24 protein-coding genes and 1 riboswitch are annotated in these 21,259 nt (G+C 72.8%); of the genes, 4 read left to right on the top strand and 20 right to left on the bottom strand.

Annotated features, from left to right (window positions below; translation table 11 throughout):
- Window positions 1–174: 174 nt before the first annotated feature.
- Complete coding sequence (locus tag ACF089_RS17420) at window positions 175–1,374, top strand: S8 family serine peptidase (RefSeq protein WP_392026946.1); 1,200 nt, start codon at window positions 175–177, stop codon at window positions 1,372–1,374.
- Here ACF089_RS17420 and ACF089_RS17425 read toward each other — a convergent pair.
- The 16 genes from ACF089_RS17425 to ACF089_RS17500 form a co-directional block, all read right to left on the bottom strand.
- The gene (locus tag ACF089_RS17425; RefSeq protein WP_392026949.1) at window positions 1,358–1,924 is read right to left on the bottom strand and encodes a GNAT family N-acetyltransferase; all 567 of its coding nucleotides are present in this window, start codon (window positions 1,922–1,924) and stop codon (window positions 1,358–1,360) included. The two genes, ACF089_RS17420 and ACF089_RS17425, sit on opposite strands and share 17 nt — an antisense overlap.
- Before the next feature lie 35 nt (window positions 1,925–1,959).
- Window positions 1,960–2,151 (bottom strand): DUF4236 domain-containing protein, encoded by a 192-nt coding sequence (locus ACF089_RS17430; protein ID WP_392026952.1) that lies wholly within the window; start codon window positions 2,149–2,151, stop codon window positions 1,960–1,962.
- A gap of 246 nt (window positions 2,152–2,397) precedes the next feature.
- Window positions 2,398–3,168, bottom strand: coding sequence for a sirohydrochlorin chelatase (locus tag ACF089_RS17435; RefSeq protein WP_392026954.1), 771 nt, complete (start codon window positions 3,166–3,168; stop codon window positions 2,398–2,400).
- A 50-nt stretch (window positions 3,169–3,218) separates the two neighbouring features.
- Window positions 3,219–4,112, bottom strand: coding sequence for an ABC transporter permease (locus ACF089_RS17440; RefSeq protein ID WP_392026957.1), 894 nt, complete (start codon window positions 4,110–4,112; stop codon window positions 3,219–3,221).
- On the bottom strand, window positions 4,099–4,887 hold the full coding sequence (locus ACF089_RS17445) for an ABC transporter ATP-binding protein (RefSeq protein WP_392026960.1): 789 nt from the start codon (window positions 4,885–4,887) through the stop codon (window positions 4,099–4,101). The genes ACF089_RS17440 and ACF089_RS17445 overlap by 14 nt, the downstream gene beginning before the upstream one ends.
- A 31-nt stretch (window positions 4,888–4,918) precedes the next feature.
- Window positions 4,919–6,028, bottom strand: coding sequence for an ABC transporter substrate-binding protein (locus tag ACF089_RS17450; protein WP_392026964.1), 1,110 nt, complete (start codon window positions 6,026–6,028; stop codon window positions 4,919–4,921).
- A gap of 207 nt (window positions 6,029–6,235) precedes the next feature.
- Complete coding sequence (locus tag ACF089_RS17455) at window positions 6,236–7,570, bottom strand: sulfate adenylyltransferase subunit 1 (protein ID WP_392026967.1); 1,335 nt, start codon at window positions 7,568–7,570, stop codon at window positions 6,236–6,238.
- A 2-nt stretch (window positions 7,571–7,572) separates the two neighbouring features.
- Window positions 7,573–8,523, bottom strand: coding sequence for a sulfate adenylyltransferase subunit CysD (cysD, locus tag ACF089_RS17460; RefSeq protein ID WP_392026970.1), 951 nt, complete (start codon window positions 8,521–8,523; stop codon window positions 7,573–7,575).
- Complete coding sequence (cysC, locus tag ACF089_RS17465; RefSeq protein ID WP_392026973.1) at window positions 8,520–9,098, bottom strand: adenylyl-sulfate kinase; 579 nt, start codon at window positions 9,096–9,098, stop codon at window positions 8,520–8,522. The genes cysD and cysC overlap by 4 nt, the downstream gene beginning before the upstream one ends.
- On the bottom strand, window positions 9,095–9,790 hold the full coding sequence (locus ACF089_RS17470) for a phosphoadenylyl-sulfate reductase (RefSeq protein ID WP_392026976.1): 696 nt from the start codon (window positions 9,788–9,790) through the stop codon (window positions 9,095–9,097). The genes cysC and ACF089_RS17470 overlap by 4 nt, the downstream gene beginning before the upstream one ends.
- Window positions 9,787–9,966, bottom strand: a complete 180-nt coding sequence (locus tag ACF089_RS17475) for a hypothetical protein (RefSeq protein ID WP_392026979.1) — start codon at window positions 9,964–9,966, stop codon at window positions 9,787–9,789. Before ACF089_RS17475 ends, ACF089_RS17470 begins: the two co-directional genes overlap by 4 nt.
- Window positions 9,963–11,660 carry a nitrite/sulfite reductase gene (locus tag ACF089_RS17480; RefSeq protein ID WP_392026982.1) on the bottom strand — a complete coding sequence of 566 codons (1,698 nt, stop codon included), beginning with the start codon at window positions 11,658–11,660 and terminating at the stop codon, window positions 9,963–9,965. Before ACF089_RS17480 ends, ACF089_RS17475 begins: the two co-directional genes overlap by 4 nt.
- 185 nt (window positions 11,661–11,845) lie before the next feature.
- Complete coding sequence (locus ACF089_RS17485) at window positions 11,846–11,929, bottom strand: putative leader peptide (RefSeq protein ID WP_353590813.1); 84 nt, start codon at window positions 11,927–11,929, stop codon at window positions 11,846–11,848.
- A gap of 244 nt (window positions 11,930–12,173) precedes the next feature.
- Entirely contained in the window at window positions 12,174–12,761 is a 588-nt protein-coding gene (locus tag ACF089_RS17490; RefSeq protein WP_392026985.1) for a GNAT family N-acetyltransferase, read from the bottom strand.
- A 5-nt stretch (window positions 12,762–12,766) separates the two neighbouring features.
- Window positions 12,767–14,014 carry a GAF domain-containing protein gene (locus ACF089_RS17495; protein ID WP_392026988.1) on the bottom strand — a complete coding sequence of 416 codons (1,248 nt, stop codon included), beginning with the start codon at window positions 14,012–14,014 and terminating at the stop codon, window positions 12,767–12,769.
- Between the two features lie 237 nt (window positions 14,015–14,251).
- Entirely contained in the window at window positions 14,252–15,886 is a 1,635-nt protein-coding gene (locus tag ACF089_RS17500) for an acyl-CoA dehydrogenase family protein (protein ID WP_392026991.1), read from the bottom strand.
- A 17-nt stretch (window positions 15,887–15,903) separates the two neighbouring features.
- On the opposite strand from ACF089_RS17500, the gene ACF089_RS17505 reads away from it, so the two are divergent.
- Together ACF089_RS17505 and ACF089_RS17510 are read left to right on the top strand one after the other, a co-directional pair.
- Window positions 15,904–17,103, top strand: coding sequence for a YihY/virulence factor BrkB family protein (locus ACF089_RS17505; protein WP_392026994.1), 1,200 nt, complete (start codon window positions 15,904–15,906; stop codon window positions 17,101–17,103).
- A 55-nt stretch (window positions 17,104–17,158) separates the two neighbouring features.
- Window positions 17,159–17,851 carry a DUF6597 domain-containing transcriptional factor gene (locus tag ACF089_RS17510; RefSeq protein ID WP_392026997.1) on the top strand — a complete coding sequence of 231 codons (693 nt, stop codon included), beginning with the start codon at window positions 17,159–17,161 and terminating at the stop codon, window positions 17,849–17,851.
- Here the strand turns inward: ACF089_RS17510 and ACF089_RS17515 are convergent.
- The 3 genes from ACF089_RS17515 to ACF089_RS17525 all read right to left on the bottom strand — a co-directional run bounded on the left by ACF089_RS17515 (window position 17,827) and on the right by ACF089_RS17525 (window position 19,609).
- Entirely contained in the window at window positions 17,827–18,219 is a 393-nt protein-coding gene (locus tag ACF089_RS17515) for a VOC family protein (RefSeq protein WP_392026999.1), read from the bottom strand. The two genes, ACF089_RS17510 and ACF089_RS17515, sit on opposite strands and share 25 nt — an antisense overlap.
- Window positions 18,220–18,553: 334 nt before the next feature.
- Complete coding sequence (locus ACF089_RS17520) at window positions 18,554–19,327, bottom strand: CbtA family protein (protein WP_392027002.1); 774 nt, start codon at window positions 19,325–19,327, stop codon at window positions 18,554–18,556.
- A 60-nt stretch (window positions 19,328–19,387) separates the two neighbouring features.
- Entirely contained in the window at window positions 19,388–19,609 is a 222-nt protein-coding gene (locus ACF089_RS17525; protein WP_392027005.1) for a CbtB domain-containing protein, read from the bottom strand.
- 43 nt (window positions 19,610–19,652) lie between these two features.
- A riboswitch (cobalamin riboswitch) is annotated at window positions 19,653–19,787 on the bottom strand.
- A gap of 53 nt (window positions 19,788–19,840) precedes the next feature.
- On the opposite strand from ACF089_RS17525, the gene ACF089_RS17530 reads away from it, so the two are divergent.
- Window positions 19,841–20,443 carry a histidine phosphatase family protein gene (locus ACF089_RS17530; protein WP_392027007.1) on the top strand — a complete coding sequence of 201 codons (603 nt, stop codon included), beginning with the start codon at window positions 19,841–19,843 and terminating at the stop codon, window positions 20,441–20,443.
- Between the two features lie 57 nt (window positions 20,444–20,500).
- On the opposite strand, the gene ACF089_RS17535 is transcribed toward ACF089_RS17530, so the two are convergent.
- Window positions 20,501–21,244 carry a hypothetical protein gene (locus ACF089_RS17535; protein WP_392027010.1) on the bottom strand — a complete coding sequence of 248 codons (744 nt, stop codon included), beginning with the start codon at window positions 21,242–21,244 and terminating at the stop codon, window positions 20,501–20,503.
- Window positions 21,245–21,259: the final 15 nt, after the last annotated feature.

The following is a 21,259-nucleotide window of genomic DNA, read 5'->3' on the forward strand; positions in this document are numbered from 1 at the left end:
TCTGGGCGGTCATGGCTGACTTTTCATTACATAACCTTGTTGTAAAAGTCACAGCCGTAGGGGGATCGCTTGATCTGAGCGCGTCAATGGGCAAGGGTTCGAGCCAGCCGCCGGAAGGATCTTCCGGCCGGTGGCTCCCCACCCCCACACCTGATGACGAGGAGCCCTCCCCTCATGGCAACTCACCGCCGCAAGAGCAGAGTCAAGCTCACCGCGGGCATCGCCGCCGTCGCCGCCATCGTCGGCGGCACCGCGCTCAGCACCTCCTTCGCGGGCGCCGCCGCCCCCGCCGAGGGCACGGTCCACGGCCTCGGGGCCGAGGGCGCCGTCAGCGGCAGCTACATCGTGCTGCTCGACGAGAAGGCCGACAAACGCGATCTGGCCGAGGAGTACGGCGGCTCGCTGCGCCGCGCCTACGACTCCTCCATCAACGGATTCTCCGCGTCCGGACTGACCGAGACCGAGGCCAGGCGGCTCGCCGCCGACCCGGCCGTCTCCCAGGTGGTCCAGAACAAGACCTTCTCCATCAACGCCACCCAGACCAACCCGCCGTCCTGGGGCCTGGACCGGATCGACCAGACCGCCACCCCCGGCGACCGCAAGTACACCTACCCCGACACCGCCGGCGCGGGTGTGACGGCGTACGTCCTCGACACCGGCGTCCGGGTCACCCACCGGGACTTCCAGGGCCGCGCCAGCCACGGCTTCGACGCGATAGACCGGGACGACATCGCCGACGACGGCAACGGCCACGGCACCCATGTCGCCGGCACCATCGCCGGAGCGAGCCACGGAGTCGCCAAGAAGGCGAAGATCGTCGCCGTCCGGGTGCTCGACAACCGGGGCTCCGGCACCACCGAACAGGTCATCGCGGGCATCGACTGGGTGGCCAAGAACCGCAAGGGCCCCTCGGTCGCCAATATGAGCCTCGGCGGCGGAGTGGACGTGGCGCTGGACGCGGCCGTCCGCAAGGCGATCGCCTCCGGTGTGACCTTCGGCGTCGCGGCGGGCAACGAGTCCTCCGACGCGAGCCGCGTCTCGCCCGCCCGCGTCCCCGAGGCCATCACCGTGGCCTCCACCACCAGGACCGACGCCCAGTCCTCGTTCTCCAACTTCGGCCGGACCGTGGACCTCTACGCCCCCGGCTCCGACATCACCTCCGCCTGGCACACCAGCGACACCGGCACGCGGACGATCTCCGGCACCTCCATGGCCGCCCCGCACGTCGTCGGCGCGGCGGCGGTCCATCTCGCGGCCCGGCCGACCGCCACCCCGGCGCAGATCGCCAAGGCCCTGACCGACGGAGCCACCCCCGGCAAGGTCTCCAACCCCACCTCGGGCACGCCCAACAAGCTGCTCAAGCTCCTGCCGTAGCCGAGCCGGCGGTCTCCGCGCCCTCCCCCCACGGGGCGCGGAGGCCGCCTTCTCCGTCCGCCGGGGGCAGCGGGCGCTCGTAGCGGATCCCCGGCCGGCCCACCAGCTCGATGTCCGCGACGGCGGCGAACCCGTTGCGCTCCAGCACGGTCGCGGAGGCCAGGTTGTCGCGGGTGGTGACCGCGGTGAGCGCGGTCAGCCCGTACGCCGACGCCGCCAGCCGGCACACCTCGGCGACGGCGGCCGTCGCCACTCCCCGGCCCGCGGCCCGCTCGCCGATCCGGTAGCCCAGTTCGGCGCGGCCCGCCGCCTCGGCGTCGGCGATCAGATTGACCCGGCCGAGCAGGGTCCCCGAGGCGTCCACGACGACATGGAAGTGGATCAGACCGGCCTTCTGCTCGGCGAGCAGGGCGGCGTGCCGCGCGGGGAACCCGGCGAAGTACGCGTCCCCCCGGTCCGGCACCGACCGGGCGAAGTACTCCCGGTTCTCCCGCTCGAAGACCAGCAGCGCCGCCGCGTGGTCCTCCCGAAGCCTCTCCAGTTCCACCATGTCCGGCAGCGTAGCCACGGGCGGCGGCCGCCCGCTCAGCGGCGCCGGGAGCGCCCGCGCCAGCGGAATCCGCCCGGAAGGCGTACGGAGGTGCTGCGGCGGCCGTGCCGGTCCCCGGTGATGTGGGCGCGGCGGCCGCCCAGCGTCCAGGACCAGCCGTGCGAGCCGATGTTCAGATGCAGCAGCCTGGGGATCAGCGTGATCCGCTTGTGGTAGTGGAACGACATGTCGGCCTCCTTCCCTCGATGGTGCGCCCGACGCGCTCCGTACCCGTCACGGTAAGGCCACGGCCCTGTCACCGGCGACGCGGGCGCACAGCCGCGGGGCACGCGCCCGGACCGGCCCCGGGACCGCCGTGCGCGGGCCCGCCCGACCGGATCCGCCGTTACCGCACGGGCCCCCGGCCGGATCCGCCGTTACGCGGGCGCCCGGCCGGATCCGCCGATACCCGGGCCCTCGGCCGGGCCCCGTCGTTACGCCGGCACGCTCAGCCGGACCCGCCCGGCCGGGCGCAGCAGGGCGGCGCGGGCCCCGTCGTGGCGGAGCAGCACCAGCGCGGCCAGTTCGGGGGAGGGGCCCAGCACTCCCGCCAGGACGTCCGCCTCCCGCGCGCCCTCGGCGATGCGGTCGGGGAGCCGGCCGGGGGCGATGACATACGGGGCCACCGCCACCCGGGCGCACCCCTCGTCCCGCAGCGCGCGCACCGCTTCCTCGGTGCGCGGCAGTGAGGCGGAGGCGAACGCAGGCCGCACGGAGCACCAACCGGTGCGCCTCAGCTCCCGCGCCATGTCTGCGATCGCTGCGATCGCCTCCGGGTCTGTGGAACCCGCCGAGGCCAGGACCAGCCCCGTCGAGTCGTGGTCGGACGGTCCGAGCCCCGCCTCCCGCAGCCGCCGCTCCACCGCGGCGAGCAGCAGCGGCGAGGGCCCCAGCACCTCGGCCTGCCGGATCCGCAGCCGCGGGAGCCGGGCGGAGGCCTCCCGCAGCACGCCGGGGATGTCCGACTTGGCGTGGAAGGCCCGGGTCAGCAGCAGGGGGAGGGCGATCACGTCCTCCTCCTCGCCGCCGGCCGCGAGCCGTTCCAGCACCTGCGGCACCGACGGCGCGTTGAAGTCCAGGAACCCCGTCTCCACCCGCAGCCCGGGCCGCAGCGAGCGGATCCGGCGCACCAGCGCGTGGACGGTCGCGGCGTGCCGCGGATCGCGGCTGCCGTGGGCGACGACGAGAAGGACGGGAGGGCGCATGCTCGTACTCGGTTCCTGTGGTGGGGCGTGGGCGGCGGTCGGCGGCGGTCTCAGCTCTTGACCAGCAGTCCGCGGCCCCGGAGCACGGATCGCTCCAGCGGGCTGAAGATCAGCAGGTCGATGGCGATGCCGACGGCCAGGATCAGCAGGATCGCCATGAACACCCCCGGCATGTCGGAGTTGCTGCGTCCGTTCTCCAGCAGCTGGCCGAGCCCGAGCCCCAGATCGGGCGAGGAGGCGATGATCTCGGCGGCCATCAGCGACCGCCAGGAGAACGCCCAGCCCTGCTTGAGCCCCGCCAGATAGCCGGGGAGCGCGGCCGGCATCACGATGTGCCAGGTGCCCTTGAGCCCGGTCGCGCCCATGGTGCGGCCAGCCCGGAGGAAGAGCGGCGGGACCTGGTCGACGCCGGACACCAGCCCGTTGGCGATCGACGGCACCGCGCCGAGCAGGATCACGGCGTACATCATCTGGTTGTTGAGTCCGAGCCAGATCACCGCGGGCGGCACCCACGCGACCGACGGCAGGGACTGGAGTCCCGACAGGATCGGTCCGATGGCGGCCCGGACGAATTTCACCCGGGCGACCAGCAGCCCCAGCGGGGTGCCGATGGCCAGGGCCAGCAGGAAGCCGAGCAGACCGCGGGAGACGCTGGTCCACACGACCTCCAGCAGAGTCCCCTTCAGCCACAGCTCGGACACGCTGTCCCACACCGCGGACGGCGCGGGCAGACTGCCCTCGTCGGTGACCTCCGCCCAGAAGAGGGCCTGCCAGACGGCGATCACCAGGGCGACCGCGATCACCGGCGGCAGCACCTTCTTGAGCAGGACCTCCCGCAGCGGGGTGCGGTGGGACTGCACCGCGTCCAGGGCGTCGAGCCCCGCCTCCAGCCCGGCGAGATCGTCGGACTTGGCGCCCTTGGCGGTGGTCTCAGTGCTGGCCATGTCGGCGGATCTCCCCACGCAGTTCTTCAGTGATCTCGACGGACAGCTCCGCCACGGCGGCGTCCTCGATCCGGCGCGGCTGCTCGATGCCGACGGTCCACTCCCGGGCGATCCGGCCCGGGCGGGACGACAGCAGCACCACGCGCTCGGCGAGCCGGACGGCCTCGCGCACGTTGTGCGTCACGAACAGCACCGACAGCCGGGTCTCGCGCCAGATCCGGGTCAGCTCGTCGTGCAGCACGTCCCGGGTGATGGCGTCGAGCGCGGCGAACGGCTCGTCCATCAGGAGCAGTTGGCTGTCCTGGGCGAGAGCCCGGGCGAGCGCCACCCGCTGGCGCATGCCGCCGGACAGCTCGTGGACCCGCTTCCCGTACGCGCCCCCCAGGCGCACCAGGTCGAGCAGCCGCTCGGCCTCGGCGCGCCGTTCGTTCTTGGCGACCCCGCGCAGCCGCAGCGCGAGTTCGATGTTCTTGCCCGCCGTGAGCCAGGGGAAGAGCGCGTGCTCCTGGAACATCAGCGCCGGACGGCCGTGGGTGGCGATGGTCCCGGCGCTGGGCGCGTCGAGCCCGGCGACCAGATTGAGCAGGGTCGACTTTCCGCAGCCGGAGGCCCCCAGGAGGGTGACGAACTCGCCCGGAGCGACATCGAGGGTGATGTCGTCCAGGACGAGCTGCCGCCCCGCGGGCCCCGTGAAGGACTTCGAAACGTGCTCGATGCGGGCGGAGTATCCGGCCGTCGTGCGGTCCTCGGCCTGATCCTTGGTGAGAGTGGCCATGGTCGTCACCTCCTGGGGAACGTGGCTGCGGTTACTTGACGCCGAGACCGGCGTCGGAGACCTCGGGCTCGCCGTCGGCCTTGAGGACCTTGTTGAGCGCCGACAGGTCGTAGATGCCGTTCAGGTCGGGCTCCTTCAGCAGCCCCGCCTTCACCGCGTATCCGGCCTGCGTCTGCAGGGTGGAGGCCAGCGGGTCGGGGGTGAACAGGATCGACTTCCAGGCCGGGTCGATGATCTCGGCCGGGAGGTCCTTGCCGGTGAGCGCCTTCAGCTTGGCGTTCGCGGACGCCTTCGCCTTGTCCGGGTTGGCGTTGATCCAGGCGTTGGTCTTCGCCGAGCCGCGCACCACGGCCTCCACCACGTCGGGGTGGTCCTTCAGGAAGGTCTGGGAGACGATGATGTGCGTGATCACGAACTTCTTGTCGGGCCACAGGGTCGACTCGTCGAGGAGGACCTTGGCGCCCTGGCTGACCAGCCGGGACGCGGTCGGCTCCGGCACCCACGCGCCGTCGATGGAGCCGGACTTGTAGGCGTCCGGGGTGATCTTGTTGTCCGTGCGGACGACGGAGACGTCGCCCTTGCCGCTCTGGGCGTCGGTGCTCCAGCCCTTCTCGGCTATCCAGTTGAGGAAGGCGACGTCCTGGGTGTTCCCCACCTGCGGGGTGGCGATCTTCTTGCCCTTGAGATCGTCCAGCGTCTTGATCTTCTCGGGGTTGACGACCAGCTTCACCCCGCCGGACGCGGCGCCGGAGACGATCCGCAGATTCTCGCCCTTGGACTTGGTGTAGCCGTTGATGGCCGGGGAGGGGCCGATGAAGCCGATGTCGATCGAGCCCGCGTTCAGCGCCTCGATCTCGGAGGGGCCGGCGTTGAAGGTGGTGGACGTGAGCCTGGTGCCGCCCAGCTCCTTCTGGAGGATGCCCTCCTGCTCGCCCACGAGGGCGGTGGCGTGGGTCAGATTGGGGAAGTAGCCGAGCCGGACCGTGTCCGAGGAGAGCTTCTCGCCCTTGGCGGCCGGGGCGTCCTTGTCGTTCTTGTCGGCCTCGGAGCCGTAGCCGCAGGAGGCGAGCGCGCCGATCAGCAGCGGCAGTACGGCCGCCGCGGCGGTTCGGCGGCGCAGGGTGGTACGGATGACACGCACGGGAGATGGTCCCCTCGTAAGCCCCGGCCCCCGCGCTCTGGCGGCGCGGCCGGGATGTCGACTGGTCTGGGTCTTCGCTTCTGGTACGGGTGGTGCCTCCGGGTCATCGCGCACATCGCGACACGCCCCCGGATCCGGAGCCGAGTGTCCCGCTGCCCACCCGGCCGCCTTCTTTCGCGAAGGTGGCGAACGCGTCGGTCGTCGTCATCAGAAGTCCCACTCCCCGTCGTCCTCGGCCGGCTGTGCGGCCTTGGCGGTGCTCGCGAACGAGTCGCCCGCCATACCGGCCGCCAGCGTGGTGCCGTCGGCCGGGTCGATCAGCAGAAAGGATCCGGTACGCCGTGAGTCGGCGTACGGGTCGAGCGCCAGCGGCTCCGCGGTGCGCACCCGCACCTGGCCGATGTCATTGGCGACGAGTCGGCCCGGCGCCGGGTGCCGGGAGAGGTCGTCGAGGGTCAGCCGCGAGGGGATGTCCTGGACGATCGCCTTCACGGTGCGGGTGGTGTGCTTCAGCAGCACCCGCTGGCCGACGGTCAGCGGACGGTCGGCGACATGGCAGACCGTGGCCTCGATGTCCTGGGCGGTCGCCGGGGCGTCGCCGCTGGGCACGATCAGATCGCCGCGCGAGACGTCGATGTCGTCGTCCAGGAGCAGGGTGACCGACTGCGGGGCCCAGGCGATGTCCACCGCGCGGCCGAGCAGATCGATCCCGGCGACCTTCGACGTACGGCCGGAGGGCAGGACGGTCACCGGCTCGCCGACCCGGAAGACGCCCGCGGCGATCTGGCCCGCGTAGCCGCGGTAGTCGGGGTGGTCGGCGGTCTGCGGGCGGATCACGTACTGCACCGGCAGCCGGGCGTGGCAGTCGGTCAGATCGTGGCTGGAGGGCACCGTCTCCAGATGTTCGAGGACGGTCGGCCCGCCGTACCAGTCCATGTTCGCCGACGGGTCCACCACATTGTCCCCGGCGAGCGCGGAGATCGGGATCGCCACGACCTCCGGCACGCCCAGCTCCCGGGCGTAGGTGGTGAACTCCTCGGCGATCGCCGCGAAGACCGGCTCGGCGTAGTCGACCAGGTCCATCTTGTTGACGGCGAGGACCACATGGGGCACGCGCAGCAGGGCGGCGACGGCGGCGTGCCGGCGGGTCTGCTCCACCACGCCGTTGCGGGCGTCGACCAGCACGACCGCCAGCTCCGCGGTGGACGCGCCGGTCACCATGTTGCGGGTGTACTGCACATGGCCGGGGGTGTCGGCGAGGATGAACCGCCGGCGGGCGGTGGCGAAGTAGCGGTACGCCACGTCGATGGTGATGCCCTGCTCGCGCTCGGCCCGCAGTCCGTCGGTGAGCAGCGCCAGGTCCGGGGTGTCCTGGCCCCGGGAGAGGGAGGCGCTCGTCACGGCCTCCAGCTGGTCGGTGAGGACCGACTTGGAGTCGTGGAGCAGCCGTCCGACCAGGGTGGACTTTCCGTCGTCGACGGATCCGGCGGTCGCGAAACGCAGCAGGGTGGTGGCCGAGAGATGCTCGGCGGTGGTGGTCATGACTAGAAGTACCCTTCGCGCTTGCGGTCTTCCATCGCGGCCTCGGACATCTTGTCGTCGGCGCGGGTGGCGCCCCGCTCGGTGAGACGGGAGGCGGCGATCTCGGAGATCACCGCGTCGAGCGTGGTGGCGTCGGAGTCGACGGCCCCGGTGCAGGACATGTCGCCGACCGTGCGGTAGCGGATCAGCCGGGTCTCGACCGGCTCGGACTCCTTGGGGCCGCCCCAGTCGCCCGCGGTCAGCCACATCCCGGAGCGCCGGAACACCTCGCGCTCATGGGCGAAGTAGATCGGCGGCAGCTCGATCTCCTCCCGCTCGATGTACTGCCACACGTCCAGCTCGGTCCAGTTGGAGAGCGGGAAGACCCGGACGTGCTCGCCGGGCGCGTGGCGGCCGTTGTAGAGCTGCCACAGCTCGGGGCGCTGCCGGCGGGGGTCCCACTGGGAGAACTCGTCCCGCAGCGAGAAGACCCGCTCCTTGGCGCGCGCCTTCTCCTCGTCGCGGCGTCCGCCGCCGAACACCGCGTCGAAGCGCCGCTGCTGGATCGCCTCGGTCAGCGGCACGGTCTGGAGCGGGTTGCGGGTGCCGTCGGGGCGCTCGCGCAGCGTCCCGGCGTCGATGTACTCCTGTACGGAGGCGACATGGAGCCGCAGCCCGTGGCGGGCGACGGTCCGGTCGCGGTAGTCGAGGACCTCGGGGAAGTTGTGCCCGGTGTCCACGTGCAGCAGCGAGAAGGGGATCGCGGCGGGGGCGAACGCCTTCAGCGCCAGATGCAGCATGACGATGGAGTCCTTGCCGCCGGAGAAGAGGATCACCGGCCGCTCGAACTCGCCCGCCACCTCGCGGAAGATGTGCACCGCCTCGGACTCCAGGGCGTCCAGGTGGGAGAGGGCGTACGGACTGTCCGAGCCCTGCGGCCCGGCGACGGCGGTGGTGCCGTGTGCGTCGGTCACAGGACGCCCCTCTCGGTGAGCAGCGCGTGCAGGACGGCCGCGGACTCCTGGACGGTCTGGTGCTGGGACTCGATCCGCAGATCCGGGGAGAGAGGTTCCTCGTACGGGTCGTCCACCCCGGTCAGTCCGCTGATCTCGCCCGCCGCCTGCTTGGCGTAGAGCCCCTTGACGTCGCGCTCGGAGCAGACCTCGACGGGGGTGGCGACATGCACCTCGACATAGGCCGTCCCCTCGGCGGCGTGCCGCTTGCGGACGGCCTCGCGGCTGTCGGCGTACGGCGCGATCACCGGTACGAGCACGGTCACGCCGTGGGAGGCCAGCAGTTCGGCGACGAAGCCGATGCGCTGGACGTTGGTGTGCCGGTCCTCGCGGCTGAAGCCGAGGCCCGCGGAGAGGAACTCGCGGATCTCGTCGCCGTCGAGGACCTCGGCGCGACGGCCCTCGACGCGCAGCCGCTCGGCCAGCGCGTAGGCGATGGTGGTCTTGCCCGCGCTCGGCAGCCCGGTGAGCCAGATCGTCGCCCCGGTCACATGATTCTCCTGCTTTAGAAGGGTCTTCGGCTTGTCGTCGGTCATCCGTGCAGTCCGCACTCGGTCTTTCCCCGCCCGGCCCAGCGGCCGGCGCGCGCGTCCTCGCCGTCGAGCACGCGGCGGGTGCAGGGCGCGCAGCCCACCGAGGCGTAGCCGTCCATCAGCAGCGGATTGGTGAGCACGCCGTGCTCGGCGACATAGGCGTCCACGTCGTCCTGGGTCCAGCGGGCGATCGGCGAGACCTTGACCTTCTGCCGGCGCTCGTCCCAGCCGACGACCGGGGTGCCCGCGCGGGTGGGGGACTCGTCGCGGCGCAGTCCCGTCGCCCAGGCGTCGTACCCGGTCAGCCCGTCCTCCAGAGGACGCACCTTCCGCAGCGCGCAGCAGAGGTCGGGGTCCCGGTCGTGCAGCCGGGGACCGTACTCGGCGTCCTGCTCGGCCACGCTCCGCCGGGGCGTGAGGGTGATCAGCCGGACGTCCATCACCGCCTCGACCGCGTCCCGGGTGCCGATGGTCTCGGGGAAGTGGTAGCCGGTGTCCAGGAAGACGACGTCGACGCCGGGGCGGACCCGGGAGGCGAGATGGGCGACGACCGCGTCCTCCATGGAGGAGGTGACGCAGAACCGGGAGCCGAAGGTCTCGACGGCCCAGGTGAGGACGGTCAGCGCGGACTCGTCCTCCAGTTCGCGGCCGGCGTTCTCGGCCAGCTCCCTGAGCGAGCCGGTGAGCGCGGTCATATCTCCTCGCCCCCGGTCTCGCCCGGCCGGAACCCGCGGGCCAGCAGCCCGAGGTACTTGAGCCGGAAGGCCCGGTTGCAGCTGTGGCACTCCCAGGCTCCGTGGCCCTCCTCGCTGGGGCGCAGATCCTCGTCCCCGCAGTAGGGGCAGTAGAAGGGGGCGGCGCGCTCGCTCATGACAGGGCCTCCTCGGAGGCGCGGGCGGCCCAGGCGGCGAAGCGCTCGCCGTCCTCGCGCTGCTCCTCGAAGCGGCGCAGCACCCGCTCGACGTAGTCGGGGAGTTCGGCGGAGGAGACCTTCAGGCCGCGGACCTTGCGGCCGAATCCGGCCTCCAGGCCCAGCGCGCCGCCCAGGTGGACCTGGTAGCCCTCGACCTGATTGCCGTCGTCGTCCAGGACCAGCTGCCCCTTGAGACCGATGTCCGCGACCTGGATACGGGCGCAGGCGTTGGGGCAGCCGTTGATGTTGATGGTGATCGGCTGATCGAACTCGGGGATCCGGCGCTCCAGTTCGTCGATGAGCGAGGCGCCGCGCGCCTTGGTCTCGACGATGGCGAGCTTGCAGAACTCGATGCCGGTGCAGGCCATGGTGCCGCGGCGGAAGGGGGAGGGGTTGACCCGCAGGTCCAGCGCCTCCAGCCCGGCGACCATCGACTCGATCCGGCTCTCCTCGATGTCGAGGACGATCATCTTCTGCTCGGCGGTGGTGCGCACCCGGCCGGAGCCATGGGTCTCGGCCAGCTCGGCGATCTTGGTGAGGATGGTTCCGTCGACACGGCCGACGCGCGGCGCGAATCCGATGTAGAAGCGGCCGTCCTGCTGGCGGTGGACGCCGACGTGGTCGCGCCAGTGCTGGACGGGCTGCTCGGGGGCGGGCCCGTCGGCGAGCTTGCGCAGCAGGTACTGCTCCTCCAGGATCTGGCGGAACTTCTCCGGGCCCCAGTCGGCGACGAGGAACTTCAGCCGGGCGCGGGTGCGCAGCCGGCGGTAGCCGTAGTCGCGGAAGATGGAGATGACGCCCTCGTACACGTCCGGGACCTCGTCCAGCGAGACCCACGCGCCCAGCCGTACGCCGAGCTTGGGGTTGGTGGAGAGGCCGCCGCCGACCCAGACGTCGAAGCCGGGGCCCAGCTCGGGGTGGTCGACGCCGACGAAGGCGATGTCGTTGATCTCGTGGGCCACGTCCAGCAGCGGGGAGCCGGAGATCGCGGACTTGAACTTGCGGGGGAGGTTGGAGAAGTCCTTGTTGCCGACGATCCGGCGGTAGATCTCGTCGATGGCGGGGGTGCCGTCGATGATCTCGTCCTCGGCGATGCCGGCGACCGGCGAGCCGAGGATCACCCGGGGGGTGTCTCCGCAGGCCTCGGTGGTGGAGAGGCCGACGGCCTCCAGCCGGCGCCAGATCTCCGGCATGTCCTCGATGCGGATCCAGTGGTACTGGACGTTCTGCCGGTCGGTGATGTCCGCGGTGCCGCGCGCGAACTCCTGGGAGATCTCGCCGATGACCCGGAGCTGACCGGTGGTCAGCCGGCCGCCGTCGATGCGGACTCGGAGCATGAAGTACTTGTCGTCCAGCTCCTCCGGCTCCAGGATCGCGGTCTTGCCGCCGTCGATCCCGGGCTTGCGCTGGGTGTACAGACCCCACCAGCGCATGCGGCCGCGCAGATCCGCGCCGTCGATGGAGTCGAAGCCGCGCTTGGAGTAGATCGTCTCAATGCGTGTCCGCACATTGAGACCGTCGTCATCTCTCTTGGCCTGCTCGTTGGCGTTGAGGGGCGTCATGTGGCCAACGGCCCACTGGCCCTCGCCGCGGTGGCGTCCGACTCTGCGGCGGGGCGCGGCGGGGGTGGGCTCTTCCGGGGTGGCGGGCATGGCGATATGTCCTTCGGGACAGCAGGAGGGCGGCTCTGAGCTGCACACTCGCAGGGGGAACGCAGCGGTGCGCAGGGATGGTGCTCGATGGTCGCCGAGGCGGCTCAGACGGGAGTACGCAGAGAGTGCGGAGCGGCGGGACGGGCTGGGGGGAGTGCGGTGAAATGCTCGGCTGTGCTGGGCTGTCAGCGGACGGGACAGATGGCGCTGGACATACGGCCGAGGTCGACGTGGCGTCGACTCACCAAGGCAATTCCAGCTCGAGACATGACGGAAGCGTGTCACGGCGATCGGACGGCAGTCCACCATTATCCGAATGATGGACAAAGCTGTCCCGCATCGCGAGACGCCAGGGCCGCCGGGGCCCCGGTGGGCGAAGCCGTGGCGGGTCCGGGGCGGACGGGGGCGAGGCCCGGCCGGGGGCCCGCGCGGGGGCCCGCGCGGGGGCTCGGGGAGCGGCCCGGGGAGCGGCCGGAGGGGGCCCGCGAACGGGCCCGGAGAGGGCTCGGGGGTCTAGGAGGCTGCCGGGGAGGAGTCCGGGTACGCGCCGGGCCACGGGCCGGGCGTCACGGTCTCGGGCTCGTCCTCGACCGAGGTGTCGAAGAGCCGGAAGCCCCGGCGCAGATAGTTGTCCATGGCGTGCGGACCGTCCTTGGAACAGGTGTGCAGCCAGACCCGCTTGGTCGGCCCCAGCTCCGGCCACCGCTCCGCCAGGTCCCAGGCCCGCTCCAGTACGTACGACAGCAGATGGCCGCCGATCCGCCGCCCCCGGAACGCCGGGATCAGCCCGAAGTAGACGATCTCCACCGAGCCGCCGTCCTGCGCCGCGATCTCCGCGTACCCGGCCGGGGTGCCCTTCTCGTACGCCACCCAGGTCTCCGTGCCCGGAGCGCCGAGCGCCTCGGCCCACTGGCCGTACGTCAGGCTCAGCCGGTCCGTCCACTGAACGTCCCCGCCCACGGCCGTGTACAGAAACCGGCTGAACTCGGGCGAGGGGATCGCGGCGCGCTCGATCCGCACCTCCGCCGGGGGCGGGCCCGCGGGCCGCGCGTCGGCGGGGGAGGTCTGCTCCAGGGACCAGGTGGTCACGGCGATGTTCATACAGGTCAGGGAAGCACGCCCGGGTGTCCGCGGCGAAGCCGGGGCACCACTTCCACCTCCACCCCGTCCGCGAACCGGTACGGACGGCTCGCCAGCACCTGGGCCAGATGCCGCCGCAGCCGGGACATCTCCGCCCGTACCGTCACCGTGCGGGACGGATCGGCGAAGAGGTCCCCCGCCAGCTGGGCCGCGCTCCGCCCCTCCCGGTGCAGCGCCAGCGCGTACAGCAGCTGGGCGTGGCGCGGGCTCAGCTCGTGCGTCCAGCTGCCCGCGCCGCCGGAGACCGTCACCGAGGCGTGGTGCGGACTGCTCAGATCCAGCGCCACCCGGACCGCGGGCCCCACCGGATCCTCCTCCGCGCCCACCCGCACCAGCCAGCCGCCCGGCAGCGGCTCCACCGTGCACATCCCCAGCGAGGGCAGCCACAGCGAGCCGTCCGCCGGGGAGCGCGGCAGCGGCAGCCGGCCCGGCGGCGGCATCCCGATCACCGCGGCGGGCCAGCCGTCCCCGTCCACCGCCACCGCCCGCCCCGACAACCTCCCCAGCAGCGGCGACGCCACACTGCGCAGCCGTTCCAGCGCGCGGAAGTGCCGATCGCGCAGCTCCGCCTCGGCGAGCCGGGCGACCATGGTCACCAGCGCGAGCGTCGCCGGATGGATCCCCGACAGCGGCCCGCTGACGTTCACCACCCCCAGCAGTCTGCCGTCGCGGGGATCGGTGACCGGCGCGCTCGCGCACGTCCAGCTGTGATAGACGGAGACGAAGTGCTCGGCCGCGTGGACCTGGAGCGGACGGCGGATGATCAGCGCGGTGCCCACCGCGTTGGTGCCGATCACCTCCTCCCGGAGATCGGCGCCCAGGACGAACCCGTGCGCGTCGGCCTTGCGCAGCACCGACGCCTTGCCCTCCCGCCACAGCAGCCGCCCCTCGCTGTCGGCGACGACCATCACATGCTGAGCGGCCTCGGCGATCGACACCAGCCCCTCCCGCAGCACCGGCAGCACCTCGCGCAGCGGCGAGTCGATTCTGCGCCGCTCGACCTCCTCCAGCGAGAGCGGCCCGACCCGGCGCTCGCGGTCCGGATCGGCGCCGCTCAGCAGCAGCCGCCGCCAGGACTCCTCGATCTCCGTCCGCGGTCCGACCGGCGGACGCCGCCCGCTGAGCGTCGCCTCCCGCACCCCCTTCAGCAGCCGGGTGGCCTCCGCCGTGTCCATGGCGGCGAGCACGGCCGGATCGATCGGTCTGGTCTGCACGCGGGGGCCTCCTGCGCGGCGATGCGGTCTCTGCGGTGCGGGTCGGCACGGCAGGTGCGCTGCAACCCTCTGCAACCCTCGCGAATGAGAGCGAGTTGTCCGAAAGTGAACAGCGCGAGGGGTGGTGCCGTGTCGGCGCAGCACCACCCCGAGCATGATCATCTATGACGGGGACCGGTCACGCCACGCCACGCCGCCTCCGCCGTCCCGGCGCTCCCGCACATCTGACCGCCCCCCTCACACCGCGACCCCGGCCCGCTCCACGATCGCCCGGAGCCCCAGGGTGCCCGGCAGCGTCCCGAAGACCGCGCCCCAGTCCCCGCCGAGCCGCGACGCGCAGAACGCGTCCGCCACCTCCGACGGGGCGAACCGCACCAGCAGCGAGCCCTGGAGCACCAGCGCCATCCGCTCCACGACCCGGCGCGCCCGCGCCTCGGCGCCCTCCAGATCGGCCAGCTCGGTCAGCAGCCCCTTGATGGCCGCGTCCAGCCGGTGGTCCGCGCCGCGCGCCGCGCCGACCTCCCGCAGGAACGCGTTGAGCGCGGCGGGCTCCCGCTGGAGCGCCCGCAGCGCGTCCAGCGCCTGCACATTGCCCGAGCCCTCCCAGATCGAGTTGAGCGGCGCCTCCCGCAGCAGCCGGGGCATCCCCGACTCCTCGACGTAGCCGTTGCCCCCCAGACACTCCAGGGCCTCGCCCACCGTCGGCGTACACCGCTTGGTCACCCAGAACTTGGCGGCCGGGACCGCCAGCCGCAGCAGGGCCCGCTCCTCGTCGGTGTCCGCGTCGTACGCGGCGGCCAGCCGCAGCCCCAGCGCGGTCGCCGCCTCCGACTCCAGGGCCAGATCGGCCAGCACATTGCGCATCAGCGGCTTGTCCACGAGGACCCCGCCGAACGCGCTCCGGTGCGAGCTGTGGTGGATCGCCTGCACGACCGACTGCCGCATCAGCGCCGCCGACCCGATCACACAGTCCAGCCGGGTCGCCGCCACCATCTCGATGATGGTGCGCACCCCCCGGCCCTCCTCGCCCACCAGACGCGCCCAGGTCCCCGCGAACTCGACCTCGGCCGAGGCGTTCGACCGATTGCCCAGCTTGTCCTTGAGCCGCTGGATGAGGAAGACGTTCCGGGAGCCGTCGGGCAGCACCCGGGGCACCAGGAAGCAGCTGAGGCCGCCGGGGGCCTGCGCCAGCACGAGGAACCCGTCCGACATCGGCGCGGAGCAGAACCACTTGTGGCCGGTGAGGACGTACTCGCCCGCCGCGTCGAGCGGCCGGGCGTCGGTGGTGTTCGTCCGGACGTCGCTGCCGCCCTGCTTCTCCGTCATCCCCATGCCGAACAGGCTCCCCGGCCGCGAGCCGGGCGCGGCCGGCTCCGCGTCGTACACCGGCGAGGTGAGCCGGGGCTCCCACTCGGCGGCCAGCTCCGGATCGGTGCGCAGCGCCGGCACGGCGGCGTGGGTCATCGACAGCGGACAGGCGTGCCCGGCCTCCGTCTGCGTCCACACCAGGAAGCCCGCGGCGCGCCGGACGTGGCCGGACGGCCTGCCCCAGGCGTTCGTCAGCCCCGCGCCGACGGCGTGCCCCAGCAGCCGGTGCCAGGACGGATGGAAGTCGACCTCGTCGATCCGGTTGCCGTACCGGTCGTGGGTGCGCAGCCGGGGCGGGTTCTCATTGGCCGAAAACCCCCAGTCCTGTGCCTCGGCCGACCCGGCGGTACGGCCCAACCGGGTGAGTTCATCGTGGACGGGAACGGCGAGAGATGGCGGAATATGACGCTCCACCGCTTCGGTGAGAGCCCGGTCGGCGGTGTAGACGTCGTACCCGACCAGGGGCGGAGCCTGATTGGTCACTGTGTGGGTGCTGGCTGCCATGCCGATACGGTAAGGAGGTGCAGGCAGCAAATGAAACACCCGAGCGGCCGACGGGCCGACTCCACCGGGCCCGAGTCCTCTACCGCAATGTCTCCAAGCGGAAGATGGCGTGGCTCCTGCTGAAGGACACCGTCAACTCGTGCATCGAGTACCGGATTCTGGGGCTCGCGGCCGAAGCGGCGTTCTTCACCCTGCTCTCCCTGCCGCCGCTGATGCTCGGCCTCCTCGGCCTGCTCGGCTACATGGACGACTGGACGAACACCACCACGGTCGCCTCCATCGAGGTGAACATCCTCAACGCCGTCGGCACGGTCCTCTCCGACCGGGGCGTCAACGACATCGCGCGGCCGCTGCTGGCGGACGTCACCCACGGCGGCCAGCCCGACATCATCTCCATCGGCTTCGCCATCGCCCTGTGGTCCGGCTCGCGCGCGGTGAACGTCTTCATCGACACCATCACCGTGATGTACGGGCTCGACGGCCGGCGCGGCATCGTCGCCACCCGGCTGCTGGCCTTCCTCCTCTATCTGATGGCCCTTCTGATCGGGGCGGTGGTGCTGCCGCTCGCGGTGGTCGGCCCCGACCGGGTGGTGGAGCTGATCCCCTGGGGCACGGAGGTCGTCACCGTCCTGTACTGGCCGGTGGTCAGCCTGCTCTCCATCGCCTTCCTCACCACGCTGTACCACGTCTCCGTGCCGGTGCGCTCGCCCTGGATCGAGGATGTGCCCGGGGCGCTGGTGGCCCTCGGGATGTGGGTGCTCGGGAGCTTCCTGCTGCGGATCTACCTCACCAGCACGGTCGAGGGACCCACCATCTACGGCTCGCTGGCCGCGCCGATCGCCGTCCTGCTGTGGATCGGCATCTCCGCCTTCGCGGTCCTCGTCGGCGCCGCGGTGAACGCGGCCATCGACCATGTCTGGCCCTCGGTCGCCACGGCGGCCGCCCGCGCGGAGGGCGAGCGCGCCCGGGCCGCCCACGCGGTGGAGGTGCTCGCCCGCGCCAGGGCGGCGCAGATCTTCGACACCGCCGACGACGAGGACGACGACGACTGGGACGACGAGTACGGCGACGGGCTCGGCGGCTCCGGCGAGATGCCCTCGGAGTTCCCCGAGCGCTGGTCCCGCTTCCTGCCGCCCGAGGACCTCAGATCCCGGCTGCACGCGGGCCGCGACCACCACAAGCCCCCGCCGCCCGGCCGGCCCGGCCCGGACGGCTGACCGCCGGGGCGGGGCCCGGGACGCGGCCCGGCCGGCAGCGGATAGCCTCGGACGCGTGTATCGAGAACGTGTCTCGCGGCTCGACGGCGCCGTGGTCTGGGAGCAGACCGGCCCCGGCGCCCGGCCCGTGCTGCCCGACGGGTGCATGGACCTGCTGTGGACCCCGGGGGAGCTGCTGATCGCGGGCCCGGACACCCGCGCCCACCGGCCCGAGGTCCCCGGCCGCACCCGGTACGCCGGGGTCCGCTTCGCCCCCGGGGCCGCTCCGGCCCTGCTGGGCGTGGCCGCCGACGAGACCCTCGACCGGCGGATCGGGCTGGCCGACGTCTGGGGCGCGGCGAAGGCCCGCGAACTCACCGAGCGGATCGACGGCGCGGCCGACCCTGGCGCCGAGCTGGAGGCCCTCGCGCTGCGCCGGGCGCGGACCGCGGTCCGGCCCCCCGATCCGCTGCTCGCCGCTGTCGTACGACAGCTGGAGAGCGGCTCCACGGTCGCCGCCGCGGCCGAGGCCGTCGGGCTCGGCCCCCGCTCGCTGCACCGCCGCTCCCTGCGCGCCTTCGGCTACGGCCCCAAGACCCTCGCCCGGGTGCTGCGGCTCCAGCGCGCGCTGGCGCTGGTGTGGGAGGGGACGCCGTACGCGGCGGCCGCGCTCGCCGCGGGCTGCGCCGACCAGGCCCATCTCGCCCGGGAGATGCGGGAGCTGGCCGGTGTCACGCTCAGCGCCTATGTGGCGTCGGCGAACAGCTGAACCCCGCAGCCGTCCGGGTCCAGCACGATGGCGTACCGCTGGCCCCAGACCGCGTCCCACGGCTCCAGACGGCCCCGGTGGCCCGCCGCGACCAGCTCCGCGTACACCGAGTCCACCTCCGCCGGACTGTCGCAGCGGAAGGCGAGTCCCACCCGCTCGCCGCCCGACGGCCGCGTCCACCCGGGGTCGAAGGAGCGCACCGTCTCCTCGGTGTCCCAGAGCACCCTGATCCCGCCCGGAAGCGCGATCTCCGCGTGCGGCGCGGTGTCCGCGTCGGCCGGGAGATCCAGGCCGAGGCGGCGGTAGAAGGCGAGTGAGGCGGCCATGTCGGAGGTGACGACGCCGATCGCGTCGAGTCGTGGAGTCATGGGGTCACCGTAGGCCGCAGGGGGGTGGGGGGTCTTGAATGAATCGGACAAGGGGGTGGGGGGCTCGTCGGCTGCGGGTTCCTGTGGCTCGGCTTCGTCCTCAATCGCCGGACGGGCTGGAAATGCTGGTCTGTCCTCAATCGCCGGGCAGGCTGGGGTTGTGTGCCGCGCGGCTGGGTTGTGTGCCGGGCGGGTTGGGGGGAATCCAGCCTCGCCGGCGTTTGAGGCGCGGGGTGTGGGGCGGAGCCCTGGTGTGGCGGTGCGGTCGGCTGCGGGATTCCGTGGCTCGGGTTCGTCCTCAATCGCCGGACGGGCTGGAAATGCCGGTCCGTCCTCAATCGGCGGACGGGCCGGGTTGTGCGACGGACGCGCGTGAGTGGTCCCGCCTCGCCGGTGTCGGGCCGGTGTGGAGGCGGCCCGCGAGGTGGCTGAAGGTGAGTCCGAAGACGGTCCAGAGCGTTACGTGGATCGCGAGGGTGGCGAGCCGGAAGTCCCAGACCACGGCCGCGGGAAACCCCTTCGGGACCTCGTCGAACGACGGCAGGAACGCGTACGCCAGGGCCACGACGCCCACGAACGCGGCCGCCGCCGCCACCGTCGCGTTCTCCTTGCCCAGCCGGGGGGCCAGCCGCTTCCCGAGGATGACCGCCGCCACCCCCAGCAGCACACTGAGCACGACCATCAGGAAGTACAGCGCGGTCCGCCGGCCGATCGTCTCCGGGTCGCCGACCGCGGGCGGGTTCGGCGGGTACTTCAGATAGGGCACGACGTAGACGGTCAGCAGCCCGCCGAGGGAGATCAGCGCGGCCGTGGCGCGCGGGCCGAAGGAGCCGATGCGGCCGAGGGCCGTGGCGTGGGCGAGGGCCGCCACACCGCCGACGGCCACCCCGAAGAGGAGGAGCGCGGTGGCGAGCCCGGCCGTGGACTGCACGGCCCGGCTGACGAGTTCCTCGCCGCCGTGCTCATGGCTGTGGCTCTCCTCGAACGCGATGGCCGCGTCCACCGGGCCCTCGCCGAGGACGTACGCCACGAGCGCGGCGACCGCCCCGGCGATCAGGCCCGCGAGCATGCCGCGGACGAGCAGGGCTCTGACGGATATGGAGTTCATGGACGTTCCCCTGTGACTGGATCCGGGCGAAACGGCGGTGCTGGGGGCTCGCGACCGCCCTCAGTGGCAGGGGAAGCCGAGCAGATGCCGTCCGTCGTGGACCCATTCGTGCACCGTCTCCCCGGCGATCAGGGAGGTGGCGCCCTGCTCCGCGCCGACGAAATAGAGCAGGATCAGCGCCAGCACGCCGACGAACACGGCCCAGGGAGCGATCTCCTTGAGCGAGAGAGGGGGGAGCGCCGGTGCGGCGGCGGGAGCGGCGGGCACGGTGGAATGAGCCATGGCGAAACCTCCTGGGGGAACACGCGTCCCGGTCGTGGTGCCTGGTGCCTACGACGAAGGCGGCGGGTCTGACTTCCCGCGAAACCGCGGGTACACAGTGGCGCGACCGTGCCGGAATCTCACCGGACTTCCATCACACTTTCGTCATGTCCACGCGACCGTACCGGTTCGGAGCGTGCGCCGCCATGGTGTGAGTTGGCCGAAACTGATGGATTCGGGGAGGGGATGGGAATGACGTTGCGGCTGATGCTGGTCGCGCCCGTGACCACGGCGGCGCTGCGCGGGGCCAGATTCCCCGTGGACGAGCCGCCGGACGCGGCGGGGCTGCGCGCGGCGCGGGCCGCCGCCGGGGCGCTGCCCCGGGTCGACCGGGCGGTCTGCGCGCCCGCCGAGCGCTGTCGCGGGACCGCTCTGGCGCTGGGGCTGCGGGTGACGGGGGAGGACGCGCCGGCCGACTGGGACATGGGGCGCTGGCGGGGCCGGAGCCTCGCGGAGGTGAGCGCGGCGGAACCGGACGCGGTGGCGCGCTGGCTCGCCGATCCCTCGGCCGCGCCCCACGGCGGGGAGTCGCTGACCGCGCTCCGCACCCGGGTCGGGGCGTGGCTCGACGGCCTCCCCGCCGCCCCCGGCCGGCTCCTCGCCGTGGTCGACCCCGCCGTCGTCCGCGCCGCCCTCGTCCACGCCCTCGCCCTCCCCCCGCAGACCTTCTGGCGTCTCGACATCGCCCCCCTCGCCCTCACCGAACTCACCACCCGCACCCCGCCCCACTGGAACCTCCACTGCGGCGCCCGCCTCCAGGCCCCCGGGGACGCCCCGCCGGGACAGGACGGCTGAGGCGCCGTCGCCGGTCCGCGCCCGAGAACGGGCCCGCGGGCCGTCGCTCCGGCGGGCTCACGCTCCCGGCGCGGCGTGGCCCGGGGCCAGGACGGGGGAGACGCCGAAGTCGCGCCGGGGCAGGGCCACGTCCTCCTCGCAGTCCGCCGCCCCGCACTCGCAGTCGAACGCCACCACCGTCGCCCCCGCGTCCCCCCGCGCCCACGGCCGGCCGAAGTACCCCCGGTACTGGCCCGCCAGCGCCTCGTTCGCGTACCGGGCGAGCCCCGCCCGGCCGGCCGCGGTCGTCTCGCGGGGAGCCGAGGCCAGGGCCTCGGCGAAGTGGTCCTCCACCGCGGCGAGGGTCTCCCGTACGCCCCGGTCGCCGTCGACGGCCAGCCGCGCGCCGGAGTACTCCGTCACCTGGGCGCCGATCTCCCGCACCAGCAGCCGGTACAGCTCCAGCGCGCCCTCGCCCAGCCCCCGCTCCGCCAGCCTGCGCCGCTGCACCCGGGGCGTCGGCAGCAGCCACAGCGCGTGGACCCCGGCGACGGGCGGGGTGACCGGGGTGCCCTCCACCACCACGGCGGGAGCCGCCGGCAGCCCCCGCACATCGTCGGCGATCATCGGACCGCGCTCATGGTGCAGCGACATCGCGAGCAGCTCCCCGCCCGGCCGGGACCAGCGCTCCCCGGGGGACAGCGACTCGAAGCGGAGCGCCGCCGGATGACCCGCAGCCAGCGCCCGGTCCCGGTGCCCCCAGGTGTGCGCGTCCGCGCTGTACCGGCGCAGACCGTGCCGGCGCGCCAGCAGCCGGGCCACCGTCGTCTTCCCCGC

Origin of the sequence: Streptomyces sp. NPDC014894, assembly GCF_043080985.1 — a bacterium.
GTDB lineage: Bacteria > Actinomycetota > Actinomycetes > Streptomycetales > Streptomycetaceae > Streptomyces.

Bases quoted from the DNA above. Each gene is read 5' to 3' on its own strand.
- ACF089_RS17530 (WP_392027007.1), top strand. From the start codon at position 19,841: ATGACGTTGCGGCTGATGCTGGTCGCGCCCGTGACCACGGCGGCGCTG.
- ACF089_RS17420 (WP_392026946.1), top strand. From the start codon at position 175: ATGGCAACTCACCGCCGCAAGAGCAGAGTCAAGCTCACCGCGGGCATC.
- ACF089_RS17480 (WP_392026982.1), bottom strand. From the start codon at position 11,660: ATGCCCGCCACCCCGGAAGAGCCCACCCCCGCCGCGCCCCGCCGCAGA.
- ACF089_RS17470 (WP_392026976.1), bottom strand. From the start codon at position 9,790: ATGACCGCGCTCACCGGCTCGCTCAGGGAGCTGGCCGAGAACGCCGGC.
- ACF089_RS17500 (WP_392026991.1), bottom strand. From the start codon at position 15,886: ATGGCAGCCAGCACCCACACAGTGACCAATCAGGCTCCGCCCCTGGTC.
- ACF089_RS17515 (WP_392026999.1), bottom strand. From the start codon at position 18,219: ATGACTCCACGACTCGACGCGATCGGCGTCGTCACCTCCGACATGGCC.
- ACF089_RS17455 (WP_392026967.1), bottom strand. From the start codon at position 7,570: ATGACCACCACCGCCGAGCATCTCTCGGCCACCACCCTGCTGCGTTTC.
- ACF089_RS17490 (WP_392026985.1), bottom strand. From the start codon at position 12,761: ATGAACATCGCCGTGACCACCTGGTCCCTGGAGCAGACCTCCCCCGCC.
- ACF089_RS17425 (WP_392026949.1), bottom strand. From the start codon at position 1,924: ATGGTGGAACTGGAGAGGCTTCGGGAGGACCACGCGGCGGCGCTGCTG.
- ACF089_RS17430 (WP_392026952.1), bottom strand. From the start codon at position 2,151: ATGTCGTTCCACTACCACAAGCGGATCACGCTGATCCCCAGGCTGCTG.
- ACF089_RS17485 (WP_353590813.1), bottom strand. From the start codon at position 11,929: ATGTCTCGAGCTGGAATTGCCTTGGTGAGTCGACGCCACGTCGACCTC.
- ACF089_RS17520 (WP_392027002.1), bottom strand. From the start codon at position 19,327: ATGAACTCCATATCCGTCAGAGCCCTGCTCGTCCGCGGCATGCTCGCG.
- ACF089_RS17435 (WP_392026954.1), bottom strand. From the start codon at position 3,168: ATGCGCCCTCCCGTCCTTCTCGTCGTCGCCCACGGCAGCCGCGATCCG.
- ACF089_RS17475 (WP_392026979.1), bottom strand. From the start codon at position 9,966: ATGAGCGAGCGCGCCGCCCCCTTCTACTGCCCCTACTGCGGGGACGAG.
- ACF089_RS17445 (WP_392026960.1), bottom strand. From the start codon at position 4,887: ATGGCCACTCTCACCAAGGATCAGGCCGAGGACCGCACGACGGCCGGA.
- ACF089_RS17525 (WP_392027005.1), bottom strand. From the start codon at position 19,609: ATGGCTCATTCCACCGTGCCCGCCGCTCCCGCCGCCGCACCGGCGCTC.
- cysC (WP_392026973.1), bottom strand. From the start codon at position 9,098: ATGACCGACGACAAGCCGAAGACCCTTCTAAAGCAGGAGAATCATGTG.
- ACF089_RS17440 (WP_392026957.1), bottom strand. From the start codon at position 4,112: ATGGCCAGCACTGAGACCACCGCCAAGGGCGCCAAGTCCGACGATCTC.